Source organism: Parabacteroides sp. AT13 (genome assembly GCF_002272965.1).
Classification (GTDB): Bacteria; Bacteroidota; Bacteroidia; order Bacteroidales; family Tannerellaceae; genus Parabacteroides; species Parabacteroides distasonis.
The window spans coordinates 2,902,075-2,927,439 of sequence record NZ_NQMH01000001.1 but is presented as its reverse complement, the minus strand read 5'-3'; the positions used below and the strand labels follow the sequence as shown (position 1 = coordinate 2,927,439).

Below are 25,365 nucleotides of genomic sequence, written 5' to 3'. Positions count from 1 at the left end.
ACGATTTATCGTATTTTTTAGGCAAAATATAAGTCCTTTGATTGCTTTACTTTAAGAAATTCGTATATTTGTTTCTTGTATATTTATCGTATTGAGTAGATTGCTCAACAATAAACACAATAATATTATAAACATGGAAAACAACGACTTATTAGAAATGGTAAGAAGTAAGGCACAAGGATGGCTTACGAAAAGTTATGATGCGGAAACTCGTGCTCAAGTTCAAGCGTTACTTGACAACGAAGATCCTACTGAGTTAATCGAGTGTTTTTATAAAGACCTAGAATTCGGAACAGGTGGATTGCGCGGAATCATGGGGGTAGGTTCAAATCGTATGAATATATATACAGTTGGCGCAGCTACCCAAGGTTTATCCAACTATCTGAAAAAGGAATTTGCGGATTTAGAACAGATAAAGGTTGTCATCGGCCACGATTGCCGTAACAACAGCCGTAAGTTCGCGGAAATATCAGCCGATATCTTCTCCGCTAACGGCATCAAGGTTTATTTATTCGAAGACCTGCGTCCGACTCCGGAAATGTCATTCGCTATCCGTAAACTGGGATGCCAGAGCGGTATCATCTTGACGGCTTCTCACAATCCGAAAGAATACAACGGATACAAGGCTTATTGGGATGATGGCGCACAAATGATCGCCCCGCACGATAAGAATACGATCGCCGAGGTTAACAAGATCCGTAACGCTAGCGAGATTAAATTCAAAGGAAATAAAGAATTGATCGAGATCATCGGACAAGCGATCGATGATGAATATATCAAGGAATTAACAACGATTTCTTTGTCTCCGGAGGCTATTTCCCGCCATAAGGATATGAAGATCGTGTATACTCCAATTCACGGAACAGGTGTTAAATTGGTTCCTGCCGCTTTGAAAGCTTACGGATTCACGAACATTATCCATGTACCGGAACAAGATGTTGTTAGCGGTGATTTCCCGACGGTTATCTCTCCGAACCCGGAAGAGCCGGCTGCTTTAGCTATGGCTGTAGAGAAAGCAAAAGAGACTGACGCTGAATTGGTAATGGCTTCCGATCCGGACGCAGACCGTGTAGGTGCCGCCGTTAAGAATAACGAAGGCGAATGGGTACTTTTGAATGGTAACCAAACCGCTTTGATGTTCGTTTACTATTTAATCATTCGCTGGAAAGAGTTAGGTAAGATCAATGGTAAAGAATATATCGTAAAGACAATCGTTACGACAGAGACGATCAAGACGATCGCCGAGCGTAATGGCGTAGAAATGTACGATGTTTATACAGGCTTCAAATGGATCGCTAACGTTATGCGTGAGAACGAAGGCAAGAAAAACTATATCGGTGGTGGCGAGGAAAGCTACGGATTCCTTTGCGAGGACTTCGTTCGCGATAAAGACGCTGTTTCCGCTTGCGTTATCTTAGCCGAGATCGCAGCTTGGGCAAAAGATCAAGGTTTGAGTTTGTATCAATTGCTTCAGAAGATTTACGTGGAATACGGCTTCTCTAAGGAGAAAGGTATCTCTGTCGTGAAGAAAGGCAAGAGTGGAGCGGAGGAGATCGAGGCTATGATGAAAAAGTTCCGTGAGAACCCGTTGACAGAGATCGCAGGCTCTAAGGTAACTTATTTCTACGATTACTCTACATTGAAAGGTAAGGACTATGCAGAGAACGAAACCGTTACATTAGATATGCCTACTACCTCTAATGTGCTTCAATACTTCACGGAAGATAATACAAAAGTATCTATCCGTCCTTCCGGAACAGAACCGAAGATCAAATTCTATTGCGAGGTTCACTCCAAGGTAAAGAGTATCGATGAATTGCCGGAGGCAGAGAAAGCGGCAGAAGAAAAGATCAATCAGATCAAGGCTTCTTTAGGGATCTAATCGAACTTAATTATTACATATAGAGGCAAGGGCGAGAATCGTTCTTGCCTCTTTTTATTCTATCAGATCAAATCAGACTTACTGAAACAAAACGGCAACAAGGCCGTTGCGCTCGGAACGAGATACGCTTCCTCTTTTCCACAAAGAAGGACTTTCATAGGTTTGTTATAACGTTGCTCGGTTTCCAACATCACTTGCCGGCAGGCACCACAAGGCGTGATAAGATCCACACGTTCCCCATCCTTCATAGCCGCGATCGCCAAAATCTGAACTGCCGCATCCGGATAACGTGCTCCCGCATAAAATAAGGTGGTCCGCTCCGCACAAAGCCCAGACGGATAGGCTGCGTTTTCCTGATTATTTCCGGAAAGTATCTCCCCATTCTCCAATAGAACCGCCGCTCCCACATGAAACTTGGAATAAGGAGCATAAGCTTTTTTCGAGGCTTCAAAAGCGGCCTCGTACAATTGCCTATATATATTGTCCAATTCTCCTACCGCATAGACCTCTACCCGGGTCTCTAATTTCAATTCTTTCATTTTCTTGATTGTTTTAATGTTTTGAAAGAAACATAACTATAATTCTTATAGGCTATAAATATAAAAAGAATATATTAATTTCGCACCCACATCATAGAATATACCTTATATATAGAATAAAGACATATGCATTCAATGCTTCTTACATCCGATAAAGACCCGATGGGCGCCGCTATCATCGATTATCTCGCACATGGAAAAGCGAGTAAACTCCGTGTATTCTCCTCCATGTTCGATGAAGATGAGATTCCCGTGAATCAATTATTCCGGACTTTCCAAGAAATGCCCTCCTTGGAACAGAAAGCCCTTCAACTCAGTACAGGCAAAATATTGGATGTTGGTGCCGGAAGTGGATGCCACACCTTGGCTTTACAGGAAATGGGTAAAGAGGTTACCGCTATCGACATATCCCCTCTTTCCGTAGAGGCCATGAACAAACGGGGCGTAAAAGACGCCCGCTTACAGAATTTTTTTGACAGGAGCTTAACCGGACCATTCGATACCATTCTTCTCTTAATGAACGGTTCCGGGATTATCGGTAAACTGGAAAATCTCCCGGCTTTCTTTCACCGCTTAAAAGAGGTTCTAGCCCGGGACGGACAGCTTTTACTTGACTCTAGCGACTTAAGTTATTTATTTGAAGATGAAGACGGGAATCTGGATATCGCCCCCGAGGATGATTATTTCGGAGAGATCGATTTCCGCATGCAATATAAAAGTATCAAAGGGGATTCATTTGATTGGTTATATATAGATTTCAACACGCTGAATCTATACGCAAGGCAAGCCGGCTTTAAAGCGGAAAAAATAGAAAATGGGGAGCATTACGATTATCTAGCCCGTATCTCCTATTTTTAACCCATCAATTCCCGGTAGATATGTATTTTCTTTTATATATTTGTCCGGTAAAATCGGATCGAAAAGAACAGTTATGCGTTTATCCCTTCATTTTTTAGGTATATTATTATTGTCCCTCGTCTGTTTAAGCGCAGGGGCGGAAAGCCAGCGGAAGCTGACTTCCTATCAAAAATACATCAGTAAATACAGTGATTTGGCGATTCAACACCAAAAGAAATATCGCATTCCGGCAAGTATCACCTTAGCGCAAGGATTACTGGAATCCGGAGCTGGGCAAAGCGACTTGGCCAGACGCTCCAACAATCACTTCGGTATCAAATGCCATTCGGACTGGCGAGGCGGCAGGGTCTATCACGACGACGACCTGCGGGGAGAGTGCTTCCGGAAATACAAACGAGTAGAGGATTCTTATGATGACCATTCCCGCTTCCTCGCCGAACGCTCCCGCTACGAACGCCTGTTCAAATTAAACATCAAGGATTACAAAGGCTGGGCCAAAGGACTACAAAAATGCGGTTACGCCACCGATCGTGCTTACGCGAATAAATTAATCAAGGTTATCGAAGATTATGAGTTATACCGCTTTGACTCCGGTAAGAGAAAAAAGAAGACCTCTACCAAGAAGCAAAATCTTCCGGTGTTCAATTATCAAGTCTATCGTACCCACGGTTTGATCTATGTATACGCTAAGGATAACGACAGTTTCGACCAGATCGCCCGAAGCATGGGATTCAAGGCCAAGCAGTTGATGAAATTCAACGAGGTGCCTGAGGACTTCCCGTTGCAGGCAGGCGATATCGTATATCTGGAAAAGAAAAAGAAGAAAGCGGACAAGCCGAATTACGACCATGTGGTACAAGTCGGAGAGTCTATGCACAGTATTGCGCAGATGTACGGAATCCAGATCAAGAGTCTGTATAAAATGAATAAAAAAGACAAAGATTACATCCCGGAGGAAGGAGATGTCTTAAAACTTAGATAAGTAACATAAAAAAGTATTACCTTTGCGGTTCAAATAATATAGTACAATGAGTGATCAACGTTATAACCTGCGAGGCGTTTCCGCTTCAAAAGAAGATGTTCACAATGCGATAAAGAACATCGATAAGGGAATTTTTCCGAAAGCGTTCTGTAAGATCATCCCCGATATCTTAGGCGGTGATCCTGAATATTGTAATATTATGCACGCGGATGGCGCCGGTACCAAATCGTCCTTGGCGTATATGTACTGGAAAGAGACCGGAGATCTTTCGGTGTGGAAAGGTATCGCCCAAGACGCTCTTATCATGAATATCGACGACCTGCTCTGCGTAGGTGCCGTAGACAATATCTTGGTCTCTTCTACAATTGGACGTAACAAGCTGTTGGTTCCGGGCGAGGTGATCTCGGCGATCATCAATGGAACAGATGAGTTGCTGGCAGAGTTACGTGAGATGGGCGTTGGTTGCTACGCGACAGGTGGCGAGACCGCAGACGTTGGCGACTTAGTTCGTACCATCATCGTAGATAGTACGGTCACTTGCCGCATGAAACGTTCGGACGTAATCGATAATAAGAATATCCAAGGAGGAGACGTGATCGTAGGTCTGGCATCTTCCGGACAAGCCACTTACGAGAAAGAATACAATGGAGGTATGGGTAGCAACGGCTTGACCTCTGCCCGCCATGATGTTTTCTCTAAGTATTTAGCGAAAAAATATCCGGAAAGCTACGATGCCGCCGTTCCCGAAGAATTGGTTTACTCCGGAGGATTGAAACTTACGGATAAGATCGAGGAATTAGGGATCGATGCCGGAAAGATGGTGCTTTCGCCTACACGTACCTATGCGCCGGTAATTAAGGTATTGCTTGATAAACTACGCTCTCAAATCCATGGTATGGTACATTGTTCGGGAGGGGCCCAGACAAAAGTCATGCATTTCGTAGAGAACAAGCGTGTAACTAAGGACAATCTCTTCCCTATCCCACCGTTATTCCGCACGATTCAGGAGCAGAGCGGTACGGACTGGAGCGAGATGTACAAGGTATTCAATATGGGACACCGGATGGAGATATACATCGCTCCCGAGCATGCGGAAGAAGTAATCGGCATCTCAAAAAGCTTTGGTATTGATGCGCAAATCGTGGGCTTCGTAGAGGAAGCTGATAAAAATGAATTGATTATCGAAAGCGAGAAAGGTCGCTTCACCTATTAATAAAGATAAATGGCCGAAAATAGTTTACTTGGTAAATTAGACGGATTAGTGAGCCGTTTCGAGGAAGTCGGTACCCTTATTACCGACCCGGCGGTGATCGCCGACATGAAACGGTTCGTAAAACTGAACAAAGAGTACCGTGATTTGGAGAAAATTGTGGGAGCTCGTTCGGAATACGTGAAAGTATTGAACGGGATCGAGGAAGCGAAAGCCTTGCTTGAGTCCGAGCAAGATCCGGAAATGCGGGAAATGGCCCGTGAGGAGCTGGATACCTGCAACGAACGTATTCCCGCTTTGGAAGAAGAGATAAAATTATTGCTCGTTCCCGCTGATCCGCAAGACGACAAGAACGCGATCGTTGAGATACGAGGAGGAACGGGAGGTGACGAAGCCGCCCTTTTCGCCGGTGATCTATATCGTATGTACGTGAAGTATTGCGAACTGAAGGGATGGAAAATAAGCGTGTCTAGCTTTAGCGAAGGCTCGTCCGGCGGTTTTAAGGAAATCATCTTCACGGTATCGGGCGAGAAAGTATACGGAACGTTGAAGTATGAGTCCGGTGTACACCGTGTACAGCGTGTACCGGCTACGGAGACGCAAGGACGTGTACATACCTCCGCCGCTACAGTTGCCGTATTGCCTGAGGCGGATGAATTTGATGTTGAGATTAATGAAGGGGAGATTAAATGGGATACCTTCCGCTCCGGTGGGGCCGGTGGTCAGAACGTAAACAAGGTGGAATCAGGTGTCCGTCTGCGTTATGTCTGGAAGAACCCCATTACAGGTGTGAGTGAGGAAATCTTGATCGAATGTACGGAGACACGAGACCAACCGAAGAACAAAGAAAGGGCGCTTACCCGTCTTCGTTCGTTCATTTATGACAAGGAACACCAGAAATACTTGGACGATATCGCCAGCAAGCGTAAGACCATGGTATCTACCGGTGACCGCTCCGCGAAGATCCGTACGTACAATTACCCGCAAGGGCGTATCACGGATCACCGTATCAATTACACGATCTATAATCTTTCAGCCTTTATGGACGGTGAAATTCAAGATTGCTTGGATCACCTGATCGTAGCGGAGAACGCTGAGCGACTGAAAGAGTCTGAATTGTAAACACATCCAATCATTTCATACTGAATAAGAAAATGAACAAACAACAGCTATTCGAGAATATTAAAAAGAAACAATCCTTCCTTTGTGTCGGATTAGATACAGATATAAAAAAGATCCCGCAACATCTATTGTCGGAAGAAGATCCTATTTTCGCATTCAATAAAGCGATCATCGACGCTACCGCCGATTATTGTGTCGCTTACAAGCCGAATCTGGCTTTTTACGAGAGCCTCGGCACAAAGGGTATGATGGCTTTTGAGAAGACTGTGGCTTACTTACGGGAGAATTATCCCGATCAATTTATCATCGCCGACGCGAAACGTGGTGATATCGGAAATACCTCCGAGATGTATGCCCGTTCTTTCTTCGATCATATCAAGGTAGATGCCGTAACGGTCGCTCCCTATATGGGCGAGGATAGCGTAAAACCATTCTTGATCTACCCGGAGGCTTGGGTAATCTTATTGGCCTTGACCTCCAATAAAGGCTCACATGATTTTCAAATGACGGAAGACGCAAATGGTGAACGTCTTTTCGAGAAAGTACTAAAGAAATCGCAAGAATGGGCTAACGATGAGCAAATGATGTATGTAGTGGGCGCTACCCAAGGCAAGATGTTCCTTGATATCCGTAAACAGGCCCCGAATCATTTCTTGTTAGTTCCGGGCGTAGGCGCTCAAGGTGGAAGCTTGGCGGAAGTAGCTCAATACGGGATGAACGACCAATGCGGTCTTTTGGTAAATTCTTCCCGTGCGATTATTTACGCGGATAAGACGGAGGCTTTCGCCAACGTAGCCCGTGAGGCGGCACATGCCGTACAGAAAGAAATGGCCGGTTATCTACATGATAAGGGAATTATTCCCTGCAAAGCATAGGCTATATAAAGAATTTTCACCATTTTTGCAAACTAACTGTCTATAAACAGCGGACAGTCAACGAAGATACATATATAATTGAATAAGTAATGGAGTTTTCAGCCCAACAAATTGCCGGCTTCCTGAACGGAACGATTGAAGGAGATCCGAACGTTAAAGTCAGCAACTTCTCTAAAATAGAAGAAGGAAAGCCAGGTACATTGACCTTTTTGGCGAATCTTAAATATGCGCATCATATTTATAATACCGAGGCAAGCATTGTTTTGGTGAATAATGATTTCAAACCGGAACAACCGATAAGAGCCACACTTGTAAAAGTAGAGAACGCTTATGCGGCGCTCGCGATGTTATTAAATTTGGTAGAGCAATCGAAGAGCAAAAAGAAGGGGGTTGATTCTACCGCTTTTATCGCCGCTTCCGCGACCGTGAGCGACGATTGTTATGTCGGTAACTTCGCCTACATCGGAGAAGGCGTAAAAATGGGTAAGAACTGTATGGTATACCCGCACGCTTATATCGGTGATCACGTGACGGTAGGAGATAACTGCGTATTCTATCCGCATGCCACCGTTTACGAGAATTGTATAATCGGCAATAATTGTATCCTTCATGCCGGTAGCGTAGTCGGGGCTGACGGTTTCGGATTCGCTCCCGAAGGTGAGACTTACAAGAAAATCCCGCAATTAGGCAACGTTATTATCGAGGATGATGTAGAGATCGGAGCCAATACGACAATTGACCGTGCGGTGATGGATTCTACGATCATTCGCCGAGGCGTTAAGCTGGACAATCTCGTACAAATCGCTCATAACGTGGAGGTAGGCGAGAATACCGTGATGGCGGCGCAAGTCGGCATCGCCGGTTCCGTAAAAGTAGGAAAGCATTGTATGTTTGGCGGACAAGTTGGTTTGGCCGGACATATCCATGTGGCGGACCACGTCGTATTCGGAGCTCAGGCTGGCGTTATCAGCGACGTGAAGGAAGCGACGACATTGCTCGGGGCGCCGGCGATCAACGCTAAGAACTTTATGCGTTCCAGCGCGATCTTCAACCGTCTTCCGGATATATACCGCTCGCTGGGGCAAATGCAACGGGAGATCGAACAACTCAAGAAAGAAATTAATAAACAATAAAGACCTATGCAAAAACAGAAAACGCTTGCGGCAAGTTTCTCCTTGAAAGGAAAAGGGTTGCATACCGGATTAGATATAGAGATTACGTTTAATCCCGCACCCGAGAACCATGGATACAAGATCAAACGTGTCGATATGGAAGGCCAACCGACGATTGACGCCTTGGCCGAGAACGTGGTTAATACACAACGGGGTACGGTGCTTAGCAAGAATGGCGTTCAAGTAAGTACGATCGAGCACGCGATGGCGGCTTTATACGCTTATGAGATCGATAACTGCTTGATCGAGGTAAACGCACCCGAGTTTCCGATCCTAGACGGAAGTTCTCGCTTCTTCTCCGAGGAAATCCAAAAGACAGGGGTTGTTGAGCAAAACGCTCCGAAGGATTATTATATCGTAAAGCACAAGATCGAGGTAAAAGATGAGGAAACCGGTTCTTCGTTGATCATCCTTCCGGATGATAAGTTCAGCGTGAACGTATTGATCTCATTCGATTCGCCCGTGCTTTCCAACCAATTCGCCACGTTGAACGATCTCAGCGAATTCCCGACAGAATTGGCGGCTTCACGTACGTTCGTATTCGTACGCGAAGTGGAGATGTTGCTCAACCACAACTTGATCAAGGGTGGCGATTTAGACAATGCGATCGTTATCTACGACCAGAAGATACCGCAAGAATCTTTGGACAAATTGGCGGATATGCTGAACATCCCTCACAAGAACGTGCAGGAATTAGGCTATATCAATAACAAGCCGCTTGTATTCGATAACGAACCGGCACGTCATAAATTGATCGACGTGATCGGAGATATCGCCTTGATCGGTAAGCCGATCCGCGGACGTGTGATCGCTACCCGTCCGGGACATAAGATCAATAACCAGTTAGCTCGTATGATCCGCAAGGATATCAAGATGAACGAGGTGCAAGCCCCGGTATACGATCCGAACCGTGAGCCGGTGATGGATATCAACCGTATCCGTGAATTATTGCCGCACCGCTATCCGTTCTTATTGGTTGACAAGATCATCGAGGTTGGCGGGAACTATATCGTAGGCGTAAAGAACATCACGACCAACGAACCGTTCTTCCAAGGGCATTTCCCTCAGGAACCGGTCATGCCGGGAGTCCTGCAGGTTGAGGCTATGGCACAAACAGGTGGTTTGCTAGTCTTGAATTCCGTAGATGAGCCAGAGCGCTATTCTACCTACTTCATGAAAATAGATGGCGTGAAATTCCGCCAAAAAGTCGTTCCGGGCGATACGTTGATATTACGTCTGGAATTATTGGCACCGATCCGTCGCGGGATCTCTACCATGAAAGGGTATGTATTCGTTGGTGATAAATTGGTTAGTGAAGCCGAGTTCATGGCTCAGATTGTAAAAAACAAATAATAAGATAAAGTACGATAATGAATATATCTCCTCTAGCAGTCGTTCATCCAGAGGCCCAGATCGGCCAGAATGTAACTATCGATCCGTTTGCCGTGATTGAGAAAGATGTCGTAATCGGTGATAATTGCCATATATATTCTCACGCCGTTATCTTGGATGGCGCACGGATTGGTAAAAATTGCAATATTTTCCCGGGAGCGGTCGTTGCCGGTATCCCTCAAGACATGAAATTCGCGGGGGAAACCACGACGGCGGAAATCGGAGATAACACGACGCTTCGCGAATGCGTGACGATCAACCGGGGTACCGCTTCCAAAGGTAAGACCGTGGTAGGTCGCAATTGCTTAATCATGGCTTATTCGCACGTGGCCCATGATTGCGTCTTAAAAGACCATATTATCATCGGTAACGCTTCGCAAATCGCCGGGGAGGTAGAGATTGATGATTTCGCTATCGTAAGCGGAGGTTCCTTGGTGCATCAGTTCACGCGTATATCCAAGCACGTGATGGTACAAGGCGGTTCTCGTATCGGAAAAGATATCCCTCCTTATACCTTGATCGGCCGTGATCCGATCGTTTATTGCGGTATCAATATCGTAGGTTTACGTCGCCGGGGATTCACGAATCAGCAGGTATTCTTGATTCAAGACATCTATCGCACGCTGTATACCCGAGGCTTGAATAATACGGAGGCGCTGAAAGCGATCGAGACCGAGTACGAGCCTAGCGAGGAACGGGATTTGATCCTCAATTTCATCAAGTCTTCCAGCCGGGGTATCGTAAGAGGTTCGATCGACGAATAAGCGACACGGACATCCGGACAACCAAAAACAAATCGGCGCAAATCTGCATCTTACGATGAGGGGTTTGCGCCGATTCGCTATTTATGTCGCCAAAAGGTTATTTATAGGGTAATTCCCGTGATATGCCGGATCATTTCAAGATCGATCCCCATGGCTTTCATCTTCTTGGCGTTTTCTAGGTTCGCTTCTGCCTCGCCTTCTGCCAGTCCTTTCGCCTTACCTTTCTCCTTATTTTCCGCTCTACTTTCCGCTAGTCCTTCCAGGTATCCTTCAAGCTTCGCCGAATCCAATACGTCATTTTGTATCATGACCGCATTCAGGTGTTCGTCGTAAGCGTATCTATCCTCGGGGGTCATGGAGTAGTATCTCAATTTTTCTCGAGCCTCGCCTAATCCCGGAGTCATGGTGTCAGGACGAATTGTTCCTCTTTTAAGGTAGTCCATCCATTCTTCTAGGGGAGTGACGGCTATCTTATCGAACTTATTGGTCCGTATGAGTATATATTCGGGGAAAATCTCGGGGGATAGCTTGGAGACAATTACGCTCCTCTCTTTCGTGTTGACTACCAATTGATCCTTGGTATGTACGCCGATGAAATGATTCTGCCCGTGATAAAGGTAGTCCTCGCCCTGTCCGATGTCGAAGTAGAATATGTTGATTGAGTATATTTTCTTAACCTTGTGGTAGTCCTCGCCCAGTGATATGTACTCGGTTATGGTTTTCGCCACGCCATAGAGTACCTGTTCGAGATAATATAGCTTGCGAATATTTTATATTTTCACGATGATGATCTCGCCCTTGTCGTTAAGTGCCTTGGCGTACACCCTGTTGAACTTGTCATCCTCAGACAGTTGATTACCCTCGCTCTCCAGTAGCTCCACGATGGTAATCTTCTCTCCAAGAAAAACCGTGAGAAAACCTTCCAGCACACCGAAGTTGGCTTTTTGCCGGAGCAGTCTCTTGATCGCCCAATCGAAACGTATGTATCGGTCTTTTAATTCTTTCATGCGTTGATCCTCCTCTTTTTTATCCATAGTTGATAGGTTTTAAGTTACGGCCCAATAGCGGGCGGTGCCGTAAAGATATGTCTTTTCGGGCGAAATGCAAAAGATTGATATCTGATACTGTGATTTTTATTATTTACCCATATTACAATTACCTATTCAAGGTGACAACTGCCACTAATATCTCAGCCGCAGGTTCCGTCTCTTTGACGAAGGTTGAAGACGAAGCTACGACGGTCGCCTCAGGTTCAGAAGAAATCCCATACAGGGATCAGACGCGCACCCTCTTTCATTATTTATAGCGACGTATATTGGGTATATCCATATTTTTACTACTTTTGAGGCGATAATAAAACTAAACGACTATGCTATTTAGATTTCTAATCCTATCAGATGAAGCAGATGACTTCAAGCGCGAGATCAAGATTGATTCCGAGTCTACTTTCTTGGATTTGCAAAACGCCATTCTCGACTCTGTAGGTTATACAAAGGATCAAATGACCTCTTTCTTCATATGTGACGATGACTGGAGTAAAAAGACAGAGATCACATTAGTGGAGATGGATACCTCTTCCGAGGAAGACAGCTATGTCATGGCCGATACTCAACTGGAAGAATTGTTGGAAGACGAGCACCAAAAACTACTTTTCGTTTTCGATTATATGACCGAACGTGCCTTCTTCATGGAACTTCGTGAGATCGTTCCGGGAAAAGACTTGGATGCTCCTATTTGCAGCAAATCGGTAGGTACGCCTCCCGCCCAAATAGTTTCTTTCGATGAGTTCGAGGCTAAGAACGGCAGTACGGACGTAGGAGAAGATTTTTACGGGGATTCCGAATACGATATGGACGAATTAGACAAAAGCGGCTTCGACGGTTTAGGCGAAGGCCCGATGGATAATCCTTACGACGACGAGCGCTTTTGATGAATTCCCTCGTTATATTACTTGGGCCGACAGGAGTCGGAAAGACCGAGTTAAGCCTCCAAGTGGCGGAACGTTTCGGCTCTCCGATTATCTCTTCCGACTCCCGTCAGCTCTATAAAGACCTTCCGATCGGCACGGCTGCCCCAACACCGGAACAAATGGCTCGTGTCAAGCATTATATGGTAGGCACTCTCTCGCTTACCGATTATTACAGCGCCAGCAACTTCGAGGAAGACGTGGTCTCCCTCCTATCCGAATTACATAAAACGATCCCGACCGTCGTAATGACCGGAGGCTCTATGATGTACATCGATGCCGTATGTAAAGGTATTGACGATATCCCGACAGTTACACCGGAGATCCGGGATGCCCTATACATGCAATTTGAAACCGAGGGACTAGCCCCTATCCTCGCTGAATTAAAAGAAGCAGACCCTGTCCATTATGAGGAAGTGGACCGGAATAATTATAAACGAGTGATCCATGCCGTAGAGATTTGCCGGATGACAGGCAAGCCTTACTCCTCCTTCCGCACGAACATTAAGAAAGAGCGTCCGTTCCGGATCATCAAAGTAGGGCTTAATAGAGATCGCGACGAATTATGCGACCGCATCAACCAACGTGTAGATCTAATGATGAGCGAAGGATTATTGGAAGAGGCTCGCCGGGCTTATCCCTTCCGTCATTTGAATTCCTTGAACACGGTAGGTTATAAAGAATTATTCAATTACTTCAGCGGAGAATGGACATTAGACCTCGCCGTGGAGAAAATCAAACGAAACTCCCGGGTCTACGCCCGGAAGCAAATGACTTGGTTTAAACGGGACCCAGAAATAACATGGTTCCATCCGGATGAGACCGAAGCTATATTTACACATCTGAGCCAACAGATCATATAGCGTTTTAACAATGCCCATTATAAGGTGTTTACAATAGGCATTATAAACATGCTTGAATAGGCATTGTAAGCATCTTACAATAGGCATCAAGGTTTTCCGCTGACTATCAAAGCCAAACGCAACGACTTTATTTCTTGAAAACCAGATAAACCGCCGCTACCAAGAATACGAAAGCAAGCGCATGGTTCCATTTAAACGACTCCCCCTTAAAAGCAATGGTACTGAAGGCCACGAATACCACCAACGTAATCACCTCTTGGATCACTTTCAATTGAATCAAGTTGAACGGCCCCCCGTTATCCCGGAAACCGATGCGATTCGCCGGTACTTGGAAACAATACTCAAAAAAAGCGAGAAACCAACTAAACAGGATTACGCCAAACAAAGGAAGATGCTCGAACCAACTAAACTGTTGCTTCATCTTCAAATGACCATACCAAGCGCATGTCATAAAAATATTAGACACGATCAACAATAAAATCGTATAAACACTTTGCATATTATCTTATTTTTCGAGGTAAATAATCTTCTTGTATATTCGTCATGCTCCCCCAAAGACTGTAACGAGCCTCCGGATTGATCGCTTCCAGACTTCTCAGCAGCTCTTTCATATCCGAACGACTGGAACCCGACTCATAAGGACAGTTCTTCAATTGTTTCCGGTACCCTTTCCATGCGGCGACCTGAATCAACTCCCTCTCTTCCACCAGACACATCGGACGGATAATCTCCATATCAAACTTATCCATTTTCAACCGGGGAGGCATTGTTCCGAAAGCCCCTTGGTGGGTCAGGTTCATCAACAGTGTCTCTAGGATATCATCTTGATGATGCCCTAGCGCAATCTTATTGCATTTATGAGCCTTAGCGATCTCAAACAAAGCTTTCCGGCGAGTCCAAGAGCATAAAAAGCAGGGGGATTTGCGAGTGTCCGTAGAAGGATCGAAACTTGTCTCATGGACAATGAAAGGCAAATCATGCTCCTCCGCGCAACTTCTAAGATATTCCCGATCCGAACAATAAGGGATATTCGTCATCACGATATGCGCTACCACGACCTCAAACCGAGGACAATAGATTTTCGACCTGCGCCCCAGTAAATCCACCAAGGCCAAGGAATCTTTTCCTCCGGACAACCCGACCAAGATCCGGTCGCCATCATTGATCAAGCCATAGTCGAAAATCGCTCTCTTTATCTTATCCTCTATCTTGCGAAACAAACGTTCGTCCTCTGTCAATTTTGCCATATACTTCCTTTACGGGCGCAAAATTATATATTTATCTTTTCGATTTGTATGCCTCTACAAAAATATTCTTATCTTTGAAACTGCATAACTATATATAATCTAGAATAGACAAAATGAAACGGTTATCCAAAAAGCTGCTTTATACGCTAGGAGTTACACTCATATGCGGAGGAATGCAACTACATGCGCAAAGTCTTGATCAGGCAAAAAAATTATATAACGATGGGAAATACGCAGAAGCCAAACCTGTGTTCGAGAAACTAGTGAAACAAGCGCCAAGCAATGCCTCTTATAATCAATGGTATGGTGTTTGCTGTTTCGAGACCGGAGATTTAGCAGGAGCGGAGAAACATCTTAAGGTCGCCGTAAAGCGTAGGGTACAAGACGCTTATCGATACCTTGGAGAAGTATACTACCAGACCTATCGTTTTAACGAAGCCGAGGAGATGTTCGACGAATACATCACCCTCCTAACAAAAAAGAAACAAGATGTGGAGCCTTACCAGATCCGTATGGACTTGGCGAACAAAGCAAGCCGTATGCTTGATAAGGTAGAGAATGTCCAGATTATCGATAGCTTGGTCGTTGATAAAGATGATTTCTTATCAGCCTATACCTTAAGCGAGGAAAGCGGTACGTTGACCACTTACCAAGATTTCTTCCAGACAAACGATCCGGGCAACTCATCGGTATACATGAACCAGAAGGGGGATAAGATTTATTACGCCCACTCGACAGACGGTAACCACAATTGTCTTTTTACCCAATCCAAACTCATGGATCAATGGGGAGACGAGAAACAGTTACCAATGAATATCAATAGTGACGCCGACGATGGGTATCCATTCGTGCTATCCGATGGCGTAACGATTTATTACGCATCCAAAGGGAACGGCTCTCTGGGCGGATATGATTTATTCGTCACTCGTTACAACATCAATTCCGATACTTATCTTACACCGGAGCAATTGGGCATGCCCTATAACTCCCCGTTTAACGATTACATGATGGTGATCGACGAAGCCAAGCAATTGGGATGGTTCGTTTCCGATCGCTATCAACCGGAAGGAAAAGTCTGCGTATACCTATTCATCCCGAATGACAACCGCGAGCGAGTAGATAGCGAGGATATCGAACTAAAACGTGCCCGGGCCTCTATTGCCTCGATCAAGGATTCATGGAAACCCGGATCGAATTACGAAGAGCTTATTCATTTGGCCCATACCGAGATTCCTTACGGACGTATAGAGATAAAGAAAGATTTCACGTTCCCGATCCACAATGATATCGTTTATTACACCTTGGACGATATCCAAAGTCCGGAAGCGAAGAACTACTACGAGAAAGTAGTTTCCATCCATAAACAGATCAAGGAGCTAAATGAGAAACTAGAGAGTTTACGAGCCAGCTACATCAAAGGGAATAAGGCGAAGCGAGAACAACTGAAGCCTACGATTCTTGATGCGGAAGAAAAGTTAAACAACCTGCTCGCTCAACCGGACGAATGGGAGAAAAAGGCACGTAACGCAGAGATCGTATACCTAAGAAACAACCATAAATAAGAAGAACTATGCTACTGGACATAGCCATCATCGTCTTCCTCATGGTAGCGGCCATCCTACTGATACTGGCGGAGATATTCCTTCTTCCGGGAATAACACTTGCGGGTATAGGCGGGGCTATTTTCGCTATCGGCGGAGTCGTTTTCGCTTATACGGTAGGTATATGGGTAGGGCATCTGACTTTATCCTTATCAATCATTACATTCGGAATAATCTTCGCTTGGTTATTGCGTTCCCGGTCTTTTAACAAGATCGCTTTAAAGACAGATATCGATTCCAAGCTGACATCCAGCAGGGATCTCGGAATAGAACCCGGAGACGAGGGGATCACGCTCTCACGCTTAGCCCCTATCGGCAAGGCCCGGATTAAAGGTATTAACGTGGAAGCGAAATCTCAAGACGAATTAATCGATGAGAACACGCCGATCGTAGTGATCAGGGTAGACAGTTACAACGTAATTGTCCGTCCTAAAGAAGAAACAAATATTCACGCTTAATTTTTTATATATGGAAATAACCTTTTTGCCACTTATCCTATTGGGGGCCGCAGTACTTCTGCTGGCAATCTTTTTCTATTATGTGCCGTTCCTGTTATGGATCTCGGCCAAAGTATCAGGAGTCAATATCTCCTTGATCCAGTTATTCTTGATGCGTATCCGAAAAGTTCCTCCCTACATCATCACTCGTGCGATGATCGAAGCGCATAAGGCAGGAATAAAGACGCTTACACGCGACGAGCTGGAAGCGCACTATTTAGCGGGTGGACATGTCGAGAAAGTAGTGCATGCGCTGGTTTCCGCGTCGAAAGCGAATATCGACCTTCCTTTCCAGATGGCTACCGCTATCGACTTGGCCGGACGTGACGTATTCGAGGCTGTACAAATGTCGGTAAATCCGAAAGTGATCGATACCCCTCCGGTAACAGCGGTTGCGAAAGACGGAATCCAGTTAATCGCCAAGGCACGTGTCACCGTTCGTGCGAATATCAAGCAATTAGTGGGTGGTGCAGGAGAAGAGACGATCTTAGCCCGTGTAGGTGAAGGTATCGTATCTTCCATTGGTTCATCCGAAAGCCATAAGACTGTATTGGAAAATCCGGATTCCATCTCGAAATTAGTGCTTCGCAAAGGGCTTGACGCCGGAACAGCTTTCGAAATCCTTTCCATCGATATCGCCGATATCGATATAGGTAAGAACATCGGCGCTTTCTTGCAAATGGACCAAGCTCAAGCGGATAAGAATATCGCTCAGGCGAAAGCCGAGGAACGTCGTGCGATGGCTGTCGCCCTCGAGCAAGAGATGAAGGCGAAAGCTCAAGAAGCCCGTGCCAAGGTGATCGAGGCAGAAGCGGAAGTTCCCAAGGCAATGGCAGACGCTTTCCGCACAGGAAACCTAGGCGTAATGGACTATTACAAGATGAAGAACATCGAGGCGGACACTTCTATGCGTGAAGCGATAGCTAAACCGACCGGTGCTCCATCAAAACCATTAAAGGACTAAAATAGTTATATAAATAGAACTATCTCCAAGGGCAGGGTTCATACCTTGCCCTTTCATGATTATAATATAAACTTAATTATCTGATTGAATATGAGAACAATCCCCGCTTCAGAATTAGTGATCCATTCAGATGGCAGTGTTTTCCATCTGCATTTAAAACCGGAGCAACTTGCGGATCGTGTGGTACTTGTTGGTGATCCCGCACGGGTTACAACCGTCGCTTCCTATTTTGATTCTCAGGAATGTGAGGTTTCCAGCCGGGAGTTTCATACCATCACGGGCCAGTACAAGGGAAAACGTATCACGGTTGTATCCCATGGCATCGGCACAGATAATATCGATATCGTATTAAATGAGCTAGACGCTCTCGCTAATATAGACTTCTCAACCCGTACGATCAAGCCGGAATTCAAGCAACTTTCCCTGGTTCGTATCGGGACTTCCGGAGGGTTACAGCCATTTGTCCCGATCGGGACTTATGTGGCAGCGGAGAAATCGATCGGATTCGACGGGGTCATTTATTTCTACGCAAATAGTAATACCGTTCGTGACGCAGACTTGGAGTCTGAATTAATAAAACAGCTTGATTGGCGGCTTAGCGGCATATGGCCTTATGTCGTATCGGCAGATCCATCGTTGATCGAGCAAATCACCCGTAATGATATTATCCGGGGAACGACTATCGCGGCCAATGGCTTCTATGGGCCGCAAGGACGTGAGCTCCGATTGCCCTTGACCGATCCGGTATTGAACCGGAAAATAGAGGCTTTCGATTACAACGGGCGAAAGATTACGAACTTCGAGATGGAGAGCTCCTCTTTAGCTGGTCTGGCCGCTCTCATGGGACACCGGGCAATGACCGTATGTTGTATTATCGCCGGACGTGTGGATAATCATATGAATACGGATTATAAAGGTTCTTTGGAAAAACTGATTGAAACTGTATTAGACCGTATATAATAATATCAAGACCATGAAGTGGGATCATTCACTAATCGATACGTTGGAATGGGGGAATCAGATCTCCCATAAGGAAGATAAAATAAAGATAGCGGACCTTATTGCATCTAAAGTCGAAAACGGACAAGTCATAGGTGTTGGCTCCGGTTCTACCTCCTATCTAGCGTTGATTCGCATAGCGGAACGTATCCGGACGGAACGTCTTTCCATCTTGGCGATCCCCACTTCTTTAGAAATCCGGATGACTTGCGCCCAGCTAGGCATTCCGGTTACCAGCCTGTTTTCCCACAAGCCGGACTGGACCTTCGATGGGGCTGATGAAGTAGATTCCCACTTTAACTTGATCAAAGGGCGTGGAGGCGCCATGTTTAAGGAAAAGCTGTTAATCAGTTCCAGTCCGCAGACCTATATACTGGTCGATCCTTCCAAGAAAGTGGAGAGGCTGGGAGCTAAATTCCCGATCCCGATAGAGATTTTCCCGGAAGCTCTCACCTATGTAGAGGACAAACTCCAGCGTTTGAATCCCCGTGAGATAAAACTTCGTATGGGGCAAGGTAAGGATGGACCGATCATTACCGAGAATGGCAATATGATCCTTGACGTATGGATGGACTACATCCCTGAAAATACAGAATCCACCCTCAAGTCGATTACAGGCGTACTCGAGAGTGGACTCTTTATCAACTATAAGGTAGAAGTACTGGGACTTACTTCATGAATCCTTGTTGTTTCAATACCTTCAAAAGCACCTCGGAGAAATATTCACTATTCTTCTTCGTATAGCGTACGTCCGTAAAGACCTGCGCCAGTGTTTCCTTATTATTCTCCCTCACAAACTGTTTATTCACCTCTAATGCCTCTTTCTCGCCATACAAGGCATCGATGGAAGCTGGAGTAAAGTCCGTATAAGTCTCGTTTTGTACCACAGCTGCCAATGGTAAACGTTCTACTTGAGCGGGTATAGGCTCTGCCGGATAACCCACCGTAACCGTAACGATCGGGACAACCAGACGGGGAAGAGAAAGCGCCTCAATGATCTGGTCCGCATTATAAGCCGTCGTACCCAGATAGCAAATGCCTAAGCCTTTTTCCTCAGCGGCATTACAGAAACTCTGGGCGAACAACATCGCATCTATCGTCGAAGCGATAAACGTTTGTAAATTATCGAATCCGGCCTCCGCTTTCCTGCACTCCGCCCATTTCACGAAACGGTTCGCATCCGCACAAAAAGTAAGTACCACCGGCGCTCCCGTAATCATCGGCTGGTTAAAATGAGCCGGAGCCAGTTTCTCCTTGTTCGCAGGGTCGCGGGTAACCACGACACTATACAATTGCATATTTCCTGTATTCGAGGCACGAGTAGCCACTTCCAATAATTCATTCAGCAAAGACTCCGGGATATCCTGATCCGTATATTTACGGATACTTCTTCTATTCTTCATGCATTCTAACATAGCAATCCTATTTTTAAATTCTCAATAACTAAATCCTAATATCCATGCCGGCATACGGTTAAACACGCTTTTCGGTAACCCGTAGATAGCCGCATAAGCGTCGGGTACGAAGCGGAGACGATCATATCCCCTTAAGGGATCACCTACGGCGAAGATATATTTACCGCCAATCAAGAAATCCCCGTTCGCCATGAATTCCACGTTCGCCACGGAACGCATCTGGCTTAAGAAATAGGTTTCACACATCAATTGCCGATTCTCCTTATCTCCGAAAAAAGAGATCAGCAAGTTGGTATCCCCCATAAAGACTTTCTGCTTGGCCGGAGTGGTTCCCAGTTGGTCTGCCGAGTAATAAATAAGCCTCATATCATGGAAGAAACGCAACAGGCTATCGCTTTGCTGACGAAGCATATTTATCTTACGGGTTACATCAATCGATTTCGGACGTAAAGGAGCCGACTCAGCCACCATCATAAAATATTTTTGAGCTCGTTCCAGATTACTCATCGAAATAGAAACCACCGAAGGCAAATCCCGGCAAATCTCTTTTCTCACTAATTCTTGCAGACGGAAATAATACATATCCGGGTCTTGCCAATAAAAAGGATAACATCCATGTTCCAGATAGTTCCGGTAAATCGGCACAATATTCATCTCCGCATTGATCTCCTTTACCAAATCATGATGGTTCGCTAAGATATCTTCCAACGGAATGGGATCTTTATCCAGAATGCTTTCGTAAGAAAGGAATTCACGGAACGACATCGGATGCATGGTATAAAAAGCAGCCTCATGCCTTAACCCGTTCCGCACCACTGTCTGCGAGTACAAAGAAGTGGTAGCGAAAACAATCTTTAAGGCGGGGTTGGCATCCAATAAAGTTGAGACCTCTTCCATCCAGCTCGAATAGAAATGGATCTCATCCAAAAACAAATAATGCCCCCCGGCTTGCAGGAACTCCTTAACCGCATCGGTCAATGAATGTGTCTCAAACCAGAAATCATCCAGATTCACATACAGGGCTTCCCGTGAATCTTCAAATTTCAACTTAATATGCTGTAACAACAAGGTAGTCTTACCAACCCCTCGAGAGCCGAAGATGCCGATTAACCGATCCTCCCACTCTATCCGTGCATGCAAATAACGCAGGAATGTACAATTTATTCCTTTCAACAATAGCTGATGATTCCGCTGAAGCAAGTCCATATACAAATCTGTTTTACGCGAATATAAAAAATGTTCCGTGTTTTTCGTACCTTTGTCAACACTAAACCAATAAAAAGATGAATACATCCAAAGTCTACTTTACTAATTTACGCACGACCCCCAGCAGCAACCTGCTGGATAAGATGGAACGTCTGGTAAAACGTGCCGGTATCGCCAATATCGACTTCAAAAATCAATTTGTAGCCATTAAGATCCACTTTGGCGAACCGGGGAATTTGGCATACATTCGTCCTAATTACGCCGCTCGCTTGGTAAGCCTGTTACGTGAATTAGGTGCGAAACCGTTCCTTACCGATTGTAACACCTTATACTCGGGCCGCCGCTCCAACGCTGTCGATCATCTTCAAAGCGCCATGGAAAATGGGTTCAATCCCATGTCCGCCGGTTGCAACGTTATCATCGCCGATGGCGTGAAAGGTACGGACTACCGGGAAATCGAGATTGACGGGCAATATTGCAAGGCCCCGAAAATAGGTGCCGCTATCGCCGATGCCGATATCATCATTTCCATGAACCATTTCAAAGGTCACGAGCAAGCCGGTTTCGGCGGTGCGCTGAAAAACCTCGGGATGGGATGCGCCAGCGTAGGCGGTAAACTGGAATTACATTGCGCCTCACAACCCCGTATCGATACGGAGGCTTGTAAAGGCTGTAACATCTGTGTAAAGCACTGTGCTCACGATGCCATCCATTTGAATAACAACCGAAAGGCCGAAATTGATTACGAGCGTTGTGTAGGTTGCGGGCAATGTGTGGCTCTTTGCCAATACGACGGTGCCGTAATGGGCGAAGGTGATACTTCCGAGCGATTGAATTACAAGATCGACGAGTACACCAAAGCCGTATTATCAGACAAGCCCCATTTCCATGTTAGTTTTATCATGAACGTATCTCCGGAGTGCGATTGCTGGAATCATAACGATGCCGCCATCATCCCTGATTTGGGGATCGCCGCATCTTTCGATCCGGTGGCCTTGGATAAGGCTTGCGCCGATATGGTTATCAACGCTCCTATCATCGGAGGTAATAAATTAGCCGAGGCTCATCCTCACGAACACCTTGAGGGAGAGGATAAATTCCATTTGATTCATCCGGATACGAACTGGCAAGCCGGCCTACGTTATGCGGAAGAAATCGGACTGGGTTCTCAAGCGTATGAATTAATAACGGTTTAATAGACGGAATGAGTACAATTTGCGCTATATCTACAGCTCCGGGAGTAGGAGGAATCGCAGTGATTCGTGTCTCCGGACCGGATACTTTCAAGATTTGTGATCGGATATTCCGGCCGAAGAAGGCAGGTAAAAGTTTATCTACCCAAAAGGCTTATACCTTAACGTATGGTTCCATCGTCGGTAACAATGACGAAACCATAGATGAGGTGATCGCCGCTGTTTTCCGTGCCCCCCATTCTTTCACGGGGGAAGATACGGTGGAAATCACCTGCCACGGCTCGACGTATATCCAACAACAAATCCTGCAATCCCTTATCTCCAGCGGATGCCGTATAGCGCAACCGGGTGAATATACGCAACGTGCTTTCATGAATGGCAAGATGGACCTTAGCCAAGCGGAGGCCGTTGCGGATTTAATCGCCTCCACTTCGGCCGGCCAACATCGTTTGGCTCTAAGCCAGATGCGAGGTGGTTTCAGTAGGGAACTCGCCGAACTTCGGAACCAACTGCTCCATTTCACCTCTCTCATGGAGCTGGAACTGGATTTCAGTGACCATGAGGAATTGGAGTTCGCTGATCGTAGCGAGCTTCGCACGCTTGCGGATCATATCGAACAGGTCATCTCCAAACTCGCCCAATCTTTCAGCGTAGGTAACGCGATCAAAAACGGTATTCCCGTCGCCATCATCGGTGAGACGAACGCCGGCAAATCTACTTTACTAAACGCCTTGTTGAACGAGGATAAAGCGATCGTCAGCGACATCCACGGAACGACCCGTGACGTTATCGAGGATACGATCAATATCAACGGCCAACTCTTCCGTTTCATCGACACCGCCGGTATCCGTGAAACAAGCGATGCGATCGAAGCTCTCGGTATTGAACGTAGTTTCAAGGCTCTAGACCAAGCGCAAATCGTCATCCTCATGTACGACTTAACCCGTGACCTCAAGGATTTCGAGGCTTTCTATCAAGAAATAGCTCCGAGATTAACAAATAAGTCTGTTATCTTAGCGATGAACAAATGCGATGTATTACCCACATCCTCTCTCCCAACCTTCTCTTTCCCCACCGAAGGCTGGCATCAAATCGCTATTTCCGCCAAGAGCAAGCTGCATATCGCAGAGCTACAACAACTCCTCACGGAAGTCTCTTCCATTCCCACCCTCCACCAAAGCGACATCATCGTAACGAATGTCCGCCACTTCGAGGCACTTACGCATGCGCTGGAAGCTATACATAGGGTACAAGAAGGTTTGAACTCCAGCCTTTCCGGGGATTTCATCTCGCAAGATTTACGAGAGTGTATATTCCATTTATCGGATATCGTAGGAGAGGTTACGACAGATCAGGTACTGGGGAATATATTTCGGCATTTTTGCATCGGTAAGTAAATTATTGATTACCAAATAGTTAAATTGATTATAATCGATTAATATGGCGCTCTTTACGGGTGCCTTTTTTGTTGCTCAAGTATCGTTGATAATCGTTGCTAAGCCTTTTTACGCCATTTTTTGTACCTCCTGTGTACCTCACCACGAAAATCCGAGGATTATCGTTGGCAAGGTCGTGGAGAATGTTGACTATGGTTGACAATAGTTTACGATGGTTGACAAAAAACAGGAGAAATGAAGGAGAATTAACCCCTAAATATTAAGTAAAAATGGCAACTAGTAACTTTAGAATTAAAAAGATTTGTGAATGGTGCGGTAAAGAATTCGAGGCTCAGAAAGTTTCTACGAGGTTCTGTTCACACAGGTGTGCAAATTTTGCCTATAAACGGGCTATACGCACAAAACGAGTGCAGACAACAGAGTCACAAACTCAAGTTCAGAAAGCTGAACGCATCATTGAAGACATTAAGGAGAAGGAATATCTTTCCTTTTCAGAAACAGGACGTCTGTTAGGTCTATCTCGCCAAGCTATCTATACCATGGTAAAGGCTGGTCACCTTAAAGCGTCTAAAATTAGCAGTAGGCTTTCATTTATCAGGAGGGCTGATATTGATGCTATGCTTCAAAATAAGCCTTATCAATATCGAATGCCCAAAGATACAATCCCCATCACAGACTTCTATACCACCAATGAGATTAAAGAGAAATTCGGTGTCAAAGATTCCTGGATATTTCATATAGCTAAAGAGCATAATATACCCCGGACATTTAACCGTGGGAAAACCTATTGGAGCAAAAAGCATATTGATGACTACTTTGCAAAAAAAGCTCCTGATCCTGAAATCAAGGAATGGTACAGCACGCAAGACATGCAAGAGAAGTTCGGCATGACGCTGACGGCCATCTATTCTTTTGTATCAAAGAATGCCATTCCCAAAAAGAAAGTCGGCATTATGGTGTATTACTCCAAAAAGCATGTGGACATTGCCAAAGGTCTCATAGCTCCAGAAGAGCCCAAATACTACACCATTGCCGAAGCGATGGAGCGATTTAATCTGACACGAGACCAACTCTACCATTATGTGAAATACCATAATATTCCCCGTATTAAGGTCGGTAAATATACCAAGATCCTGCGGGCAGAGCTGGACAAGTTCTTTGAGCCTCCAAAGATAGAATGAGGCAAAAGTTATTTTCCGGTGATAAATACCACCATTAGAA

26 protein-coding genes are annotated in these 25,365 nt (G+C 45.4%); 19 read left to right on the top strand and 7 right to left on the bottom strand.

What is annotated here, in order from left to right:
- Positions 1–133: 133 nt before the first annotated feature.
- Positions 134–1,882, top strand: coding sequence for a phospho-sugar mutase (locus CI959_RS12245; RefSeq protein WP_057317699.1), 1,749 nt, complete (start codon positions 134–136; stop codon positions 1,880–1,882).
- Positions 1,883–1,944: 62 nt separating this feature from the next.
- Here the strand turns inward: CI959_RS12245 and cdd are convergent, their stop codons facing one another.
- The gene (gene cdd, locus CI959_RS12240; protein WP_005864357.1) at positions 1,945–2,421 is read right to left on the bottom strand and encodes a cytidine deaminase; all 477 of its coding nucleotides are present in this window, start codon (positions 2,419–2,421) and stop codon (positions 1,945–1,947) included.
- Positions 2,422–2,547: 126 nt separating this feature from the next.
- Here cdd and CI959_RS12235 point away from each other — a divergent pair, with 126 nt between their 5' ends.
- The 8 genes from CI959_RS12235 to lpxA all read left to right on the top strand — a co-directional run bounded on the left by CI959_RS12235 (position 2,548) and on the right by lpxA (position 10,796).
- Positions 2,548–3,279, top strand: a complete 732-nt coding sequence (locus CI959_RS12235; RefSeq protein ID WP_009275737.1) for a bifunctional 2-polyprenyl-6-hydroxyphenol methylase/3-demethylubiquinol 3-O-methyltransferase UbiG — start codon at positions 2,548–2,550, stop codon at positions 3,277–3,279.
- A gap of 73 nt (positions 3,280–3,352) precedes the next feature.
- Positions 3,353–4,261 (top strand): glucosaminidase domain-containing protein, encoded by a 909-nt coding sequence (locus CI959_RS12230; protein WP_009275736.1) that lies wholly within the window; start codon positions 3,353–3,355, stop codon positions 4,259–4,261.
- Positions 4,262–4,307: 46 nt separating this feature from the next.
- Complete coding sequence (locus CI959_RS12225; protein ID WP_005854386.1) at positions 4,308–5,474, top strand: AIR synthase related protein; 1,167 nt, start codon at positions 4,308–4,310, stop codon at positions 5,472–5,474.
- Positions 5,475–5,483: 9 nt separating this feature from the next.
- Entirely contained in the window at positions 5,484–6,593 is a 1,110-nt protein-coding gene (gene prfA / locus CI959_RS12220; protein ID WP_005854384.1) for a peptide chain release factor 1, read from the top strand.
- Between the two features lie 32 nt (positions 6,594–6,625).
- Positions 6,626–7,468: an orotidine-5'-phosphate decarboxylase gene (gene pyrF, locus CI959_RS12215; RefSeq protein WP_005854382.1), complete on the top strand. Its 843-nt coding sequence runs from the start codon at positions 6,626–6,628 to the stop codon at positions 7,466–7,468.
- 89 nt (positions 7,469–7,557) lie between these two features.
- Complete coding sequence (gene lpxD / locus CI959_RS12210; protein WP_057317698.1) at positions 7,558–8,601, top strand: UDP-3-O-(3-hydroxymyristoyl)glucosamine N-acyltransferase; 1,044 nt, start codon at positions 7,558–7,560, stop codon at positions 8,599–8,601.
- Positions 8,602–8,607: 6 nt separating this feature from the next.
- Positions 8,608–9,993 carry a bifunctional UDP-3-O-[3-hydroxymyristoyl] N-acetylglucosamine deacetylase/3-hydroxyacyl-ACP dehydratase gene (locus tag CI959_RS12205; RefSeq protein WP_005864349.1) on the top strand — a complete coding sequence of 462 codons (1,386 nt, stop codon included), beginning with the start codon at positions 8,608–8,610 and terminating at the stop codon, positions 9,991–9,993.
- 17 nt (positions 9,994–10,010) lie between these two features.
- Entirely contained in the window at positions 10,011–10,796 is a 786-nt protein-coding gene (lpxA, locus tag CI959_RS12200; protein ID WP_009018102.1) for an acyl-ACP--UDP-N-acetylglucosamine O-acyltransferase, read from the top strand.
- 101 nt (positions 10,797–10,897) lie between these two features.
- Here the strand turns inward: lpxA and CI959_RS12195 are convergent, their stop codons facing one another.
- Positions 10,898–11,563: a PD-(D/E)XK nuclease family transposase gene (locus CI959_RS12195; protein WP_081033170.1), complete on the bottom strand. Its 666-nt coding sequence runs from the start codon at positions 11,561–11,563 to the stop codon at positions 10,898–10,900.
- Positions 11,564–11,566: 3 nt separating this feature from the next.
- Positions 11,567–11,830 (bottom strand): hypothetical protein, encoded by a 264-nt coding sequence (locus CI959_RS12190; RefSeq protein ID WP_011966693.1) that lies wholly within the window; start codon positions 11,828–11,830, stop codon positions 11,567–11,569.
- Between the two features lie 335 nt (positions 11,831–12,165).
- Between CI959_RS12190 and CI959_RS12185 the strand changes: the two genes are divergently transcribed.
- Together CI959_RS12185 and miaA are read left to right on the top strand one after the other, a co-directional pair.
- Positions 12,166–12,726, top strand: a complete 561-nt coding sequence (locus CI959_RS12185; protein WP_005854369.1) for a hypothetical protein — start codon at positions 12,166–12,168, stop codon at positions 12,724–12,726.
- Entirely contained in the window at positions 12,726–13,625 is a 900-nt protein-coding gene (gene miaA / locus CI959_RS12180) for a tRNA (adenosine(37)-N6)-dimethylallyltransferase MiaA (protein ID WP_005854367.1), read from the top strand. Before CI959_RS12185 ends, miaA begins: the two co-directional genes overlap by 1 nt.
- Before the next feature lie 127 nt (positions 13,626–13,752).
- Here the strand turns inward: miaA and CI959_RS12175 are convergent, their stop codons facing one another.
- A complete protein-coding gene (locus CI959_RS12175) occupies positions 13,753–14,124 on the bottom strand; it encodes a DMT family protein (RefSeq protein ID WP_005854365.1) in 372 nt (123 codons plus the stop codon).
- Between the two features lies 1 nt (position 14,125).
- A complete protein-coding gene (locus tag CI959_RS12170) occupies positions 14,126–14,872 on the bottom strand; it encodes a tRNA 2-thiocytidine biosynthesis TtcA family protein (protein ID WP_008780038.1) in 747 nt (248 codons plus the stop codon).
- 113 nt (positions 14,873–14,985) lie between these two features.
- On the opposite strand from CI959_RS12170, the gene CI959_RS12165 reads away from it, so the two are divergent.
- The 5 genes from CI959_RS12165 to rpiA all read left to right on the top strand — a co-directional run bounded on the left by CI959_RS12165 (position 14,986) and on the right by rpiA (position 19,612).
- Positions 14,986–16,434: a tetratricopeptide repeat protein gene (locus CI959_RS12165; RefSeq protein ID WP_057317696.1), complete on the top strand. Its 1,449-nt coding sequence runs from the start codon at positions 14,986–14,988 to the stop codon at positions 16,432–16,434.
- A gap of 8 nt (positions 16,435–16,442) precedes the next feature.
- A complete protein-coding gene (locus CI959_RS12160) occupies positions 16,443–16,931 on the top strand; it encodes an NfeD family protein (RefSeq protein WP_009275728.1) in 489 nt (162 codons plus the stop codon).
- 10 nt (positions 16,932–16,941) lie between these two features.
- On the top strand, positions 16,942–17,934 hold the full coding sequence (floA, locus tag CI959_RS12155; RefSeq protein ID WP_008780036.1) for a flotillin-like protein FloA: 993 nt from the start codon (positions 16,942–16,944) through the stop codon (positions 17,932–17,934).
- A gap of 90 nt (positions 17,935–18,024) precedes the next feature.
- On the top strand, positions 18,025–18,894 hold the full coding sequence (locus CI959_RS12150) for a nucleoside phosphorylase (protein ID WP_057317695.1): 870 nt from the start codon (positions 18,025–18,027) through the stop codon (positions 18,892–18,894).
- Positions 18,895–18,907: 13 nt separating this feature from the next.
- Positions 18,908–19,612 carry a ribose 5-phosphate isomerase A gene (rpiA, locus tag CI959_RS12145; protein WP_057317694.1) on the top strand — a complete coding sequence of 235 codons (705 nt, stop codon included), beginning with the start codon at positions 18,908–18,910 and terminating at the stop codon, positions 19,610–19,612.
- Here the strand turns inward: rpiA and CI959_RS12140 are convergent.
- Both CI959_RS12140 and CI959_RS12135 read right to left on the bottom strand, forming a co-directional pair.
- Positions 19,602–20,348 (bottom strand): nitroreductase family protein, encoded by a 747-nt coding sequence (locus CI959_RS12140; protein ID WP_011966699.1) that lies wholly within the window; start codon positions 20,346–20,348, stop codon positions 19,602–19,604. The two genes, rpiA and CI959_RS12140, sit on opposite strands and share 11 nt — an antisense overlap.
- A gap of 21 nt (positions 20,349–20,369) precedes the next feature.
- The gene (locus tag CI959_RS12135; protein WP_057317708.1) at positions 20,370–21,554 is read right to left on the bottom strand and encodes an AAA family ATPase; all 1,185 of its coding nucleotides are present in this window, start codon (positions 21,552–21,554) and stop codon (positions 20,370–20,372) included.
- Between the two features lie 77 nt (positions 21,555–21,631).
- Between CI959_RS12135 and CI959_RS12130 the strand changes: the two genes are divergently transcribed.
- The 3 genes from CI959_RS12130 (at position 21,632) to CI959_RS12120 (ending at position 25,325) form a co-directional block, all read left to right on the top strand.
- Complete coding sequence (locus tag CI959_RS12130) at positions 21,632–22,750, top strand: DUF362 domain-containing protein (protein ID WP_095231450.1); 1,119 nt, start codon at positions 21,632–21,634, stop codon at positions 22,748–22,750.
- An 8-nt stretch (positions 22,751–22,758) separates the two neighbouring features.
- A complete protein-coding gene (gene mnmE / locus CI959_RS12125; protein ID WP_011966701.1) occupies positions 22,759–24,144 on the top strand; it encodes a tRNA uridine-5-carboxymethylaminomethyl(34) synthesis GTPase MnmE in 1,386 nt (461 codons plus the stop codon).
- Positions 24,145–24,413: 269 nt separating this feature from the next.
- Positions 24,414–25,325 (top strand): helix-turn-helix domain-containing protein, encoded by a 912-nt coding sequence (locus CI959_RS12120; RefSeq protein WP_057317461.1) that lies wholly within the window; start codon positions 24,414–24,416, stop codon positions 25,323–25,325.
- The last annotated feature ends 40 nt before the right edge of the window (positions 25,326–25,365 follow it).

Bases quoted from the DNA above. Each gene is read 5' to 3' on its own strand.
- CI959_RS12245 (WP_057317699.1), top strand. From the start codon at position 134: ATGGAAAACAACGACTTATTAGAAATGGTAAGAAGTAAGGCACAAGGA.
- cdd (WP_005864357.1), bottom strand. From the start codon at position 2,421: ATGAAAGAATTGAAATTAGAGACCCGGGTAGAGGTCTATGCGGTAGGA.
- CI959_RS12235 (WP_009275737.1), top strand. From the start codon at position 2,548: ATGCATTCAATGCTTCTTACATCCGATAAAGACCCGATGGGCGCCGCT.
- CI959_RS12230 (WP_009275736.1), top strand. From the start codon at position 3,353: ATGCGTTTATCCCTTCATTTTTTAGGTATATTATTATTGTCCCTCGTC.
- CI959_RS12225 (WP_005854386.1), top strand. From the start codon at position 4,308: ATGAGTGATCAACGTTATAACCTGCGAGGCGTTTCCGCTTCAAAAGAA.
- prfA (WP_005854384.1), top strand. From the start codon at position 5,484: ATGGCCGAAAATAGTTTACTTGGTAAATTAGACGGATTAGTGAGCCGT.
- pyrF (WP_005854382.1), top strand. From the start codon at position 6,626: ATGAACAAACAACAGCTATTCGAGAATATTAAAAAGAAACAATCCTTC.
- lpxD (WP_057317698.1), top strand. From the start codon at position 7,558: ATGGAGTTTTCAGCCCAACAAATTGCCGGCTTCCTGAACGGAACGATT.
- CI959_RS12205 (WP_005864349.1), top strand. From the start codon at position 8,608: ATGCAAAAACAGAAAACGCTTGCGGCAAGTTTCTCCTTGAAAGGAAAA.
- lpxA (WP_009018102.1), top strand. From the start codon at position 10,011: ATGAATATATCTCCTCTAGCAGTCGTTCATCCAGAGGCCCAGATCGGC.
- CI959_RS12190 (WP_011966693.1), bottom strand. From the start codon at position 11,830: ATGGATAAAAAAGAGGAGGATCAACGCATGAAAGAATTAAAAGACCGA.
- CI959_RS12185 (WP_005854369.1), top strand. From the start codon at position 12,166: ATGCTATTTAGATTTCTAATCCTATCAGATGAAGCAGATGACTTCAAG.
- miaA (WP_005854367.1), top strand. From the start codon at position 12,726: ATGAATTCCCTCGTTATATTACTTGGGCCGACAGGAGTCGGAAAGACC.
- CI959_RS12175 (WP_005854365.1), bottom strand. From the start codon at position 14,124: ATGCAAAGTGTTTATACGATTTTATTGTTGATCGTGTCTAATATTTTT.
- CI959_RS12170 (WP_008780038.1), bottom strand. From the start codon at position 14,872: ATGGCAAAATTGACAGAGGACGAACGTTTGTTTCGCAAGATAGAGGAT.
- CI959_RS12165 (WP_057317696.1), top strand. From the start codon at position 14,986: ATGAAACGGTTATCCAAAAAGCTGCTTTATACGCTAGGAGTTACACTC.
- CI959_RS12160 (WP_009275728.1), top strand. From the start codon at position 16,443: ATGCTACTGGACATAGCCATCATCGTCTTCCTCATGGTAGCGGCCATC.
- floA (WP_008780036.1), top strand. From the start codon at position 16,942: ATGGAAATAACCTTTTTGCCACTTATCCTATTGGGGGCCGCAGTACTT.
- CI959_RS12150 (WP_057317695.1), top strand. From the start codon at position 18,025: ATGAGAACAATCCCCGCTTCAGAATTAGTGATCCATTCAGATGGCAGT.
- rpiA (WP_057317694.1), top strand. From the start codon at position 18,908: ATGAAGTGGGATCATTCACTAATCGATACGTTGGAATGGGGGAATCAG.
- CI959_RS12140 (WP_011966699.1), bottom strand. From the start codon at position 20,348: ATGTTAGAATGCATGAAGAATAGAAGAAGTATCCGTAAATATACGGAT.
- CI959_RS12135 (WP_057317708.1), bottom strand. From the start codon at position 21,554: ATGGACTTGCTTCAGCGGAATCATCAGCTATTGTTGAAAGGAATAAAT.
- CI959_RS12130 (WP_095231450.1), top strand. From the start codon at position 21,632: ATGAATACATCCAAAGTCTACTTTACTAATTTACGCACGACCCCCAGC.
- mnmE (WP_011966701.1), top strand. From the start codon at position 22,759: ATGAGTACAATTTGCGCTATATCTACAGCTCCGGGAGTAGGAGGAATC.
- CI959_RS12120 (WP_057317461.1), top strand. From the start codon at position 24,414: ATGGCAACTAGTAACTTTAGAATTAAAAAGATTTGTGAATGGTGCGGT.